This window comes from Methylobacterium sp. WL12 (assembly GCF_008039475.1).
Taxonomy (GTDB): Bacteria; Pseudomonadota; Alphaproteobacteria; order Rhizobiales; family Beijerinckiaceae; genus Methylobacterium; species Methylobacterium cerastii.
In genome coordinates, this window is the sequence record NZ_VRUW01000198.1 from 1 (window position 1) to 1,686 (window position 1,686).

The following is a 1,686-nucleotide window of genomic DNA, read 5'->3' on the forward strand; positions in this document are numbered from 1 at the left end:
CCTCCGCTTCGCTCCGGCACCTCAGGATGAGGGAATGGGGTGGGGCAAGGGTGGGACGACCGGGGATCTAACGCCCGGTCTCGACGCGGACCGACGTCGAGACCGGCGCAGAAAGAGTTCGAAACCATGCCGCGCTTTGCCGCCAACCTCACCTTGATGTTCACCGAGCTGCCCTTCCTCGACCGCTTCGCCGCGGCCGCGGACCAGGGTTTCGGGGCCGTCGAGTTCCTGTTCCCCTACGCGCATCCGGCCGACGCGATCGCCGAGCGGCTCGCGCGCCACGGCCTGACCCAGGCGCTGTTCAACCTGCCGCCGGGCGACTTCGAGGCCGGCGAGCGCGGGCTCGCGGCCCTACCCGAGCGCTTCGACGAGCTGAAGCAAGGCGTCGCCACAGCGCTCCGCTACGCCGAGGCCACCGGCGTCGGGCGCCTCCACCTGATGGCGGGCTTGGCCGACCCGAACGATTCGACCGCGCGCGACGCCTACCGCCGCGCCGTCGCCTGGGCGGCGGAGGCCGTCGGCAGCACCGGACGGGATTTGGTGCTGGAGCCGATCAACGGCCGCAACATGCCGGGCTACTTCCTGAACGATTTCGGGGCGGCGGCGGCGCTGATCCGCGACCTCGGGTTGCCGAACCTGAAGCTGCAATTCGACCTGTATCACTGCCAGATCATGCACGGCGACGTCACGATGCGCCTGCGCGAGCTGATGCCGATCGTCGGGCATGTGCAGACCGCCTCGGTGCCGGCGCGCCACGAGCCCGGCACCGGCGAGATCGACGACGCCTTCCTGTTCGCGGAGCTCGACCGGCTCGGCTATGACGGGTTCGTCGGCTGCGAGTACAACCCGGCCGCCGGCACCGTCGAGGGCTTAAGCTGGTTCGCGCCCTATCGCGCCGGCCAGCGGGGAGACGCCCGATGAGCGCTTCGCAGTCTCCTTCCCGAGCCCTCGCCCTCGGCTGCGTCGCCGACGACTATACCGGCGCCTCCGACCTCGCCAACACCCTGACCAAGGCGGGCCTGCGCACGGTGCAGACCATCGGCGTGCCGGCCGACGACCTCGTCCTGCCGGAGGTCGACGCCGTGGTGGTGGCGCTCAAGAGCCGGTCCGTCGCGCCGGGCGAGGCGGTGGCGCGGTCGCGCGAGGCCGACGCCTGGCTCCGCCGCCGCGGCGCGAACCACGTGCTGTTCAAGGTCTGCTCGACGTTCGACTCGACCGACGCCGGCAACATCGGCCCGGTGCTCGACGCACTTCTGGCGGATGCGGCCGAGCCGATCGCGCTGGTCACGCCCGCCTTCCCCGAGACCGGGCGCAGCGTCTGCCAGGGCCACCTCTTCGTCGGCGCGACCCTGCTGGCCGAGAGCCCGCTGAAGGACCATCCCCTCAACCCGATGCGCGATTCGAACCTCGTGCGGGTGCTCGCCCGCCAGAGCGCCGGCACGGTCGGGCTCGTCGACATCGCCACCGTGGCAAAGGGGCCGAAGGCGGTCGCCGCCCGCCTCGACGCCCTGGCGGCGGACGGCCACGGCGCGGCGATCGCCGACGCGATCTTCGAGTCAGACCTCGAGATCCTGGGCCGCGCCGCCCTCGGGCACCGCGTCTCCTGCGGCGCCTCGGGCCTCGGCCTCGGCCTCGCCCGCGCGCTCGTCGCCGACGGCCGCGGCGCGCCCGCCGCCGACGCCATGG

The 1,686-nt window shown here is 72.6% G+C and carries 2 protein-coding genes; both read left to right on the plus strand.

Features of this window, described 5'->3' with window-relative positions; translation table 11 throughout:
* Positions 1–126: 126 nt before the first annotated feature.
* Positions 127–921 carry a 2-oxo-tetronate isomerase gene (otnI, locus tag FV226_RS27410; protein WP_147765393.1) on the plus strand — a complete coding sequence of 265 codons (795 nt, stop codon included), beginning with the start codon at positions 127–129 and terminating at the stop codon, positions 919–921.
* On the plus strand, positions 918–1,686 hold a 769-nt coding region (locus FV226_RS27415; protein WP_147765394.1), incomplete at its 3' end, for a four-carbon acid sugar kinase family protein. The genes otnI and FV226_RS27415, both read left to right, overlap by 4 nt.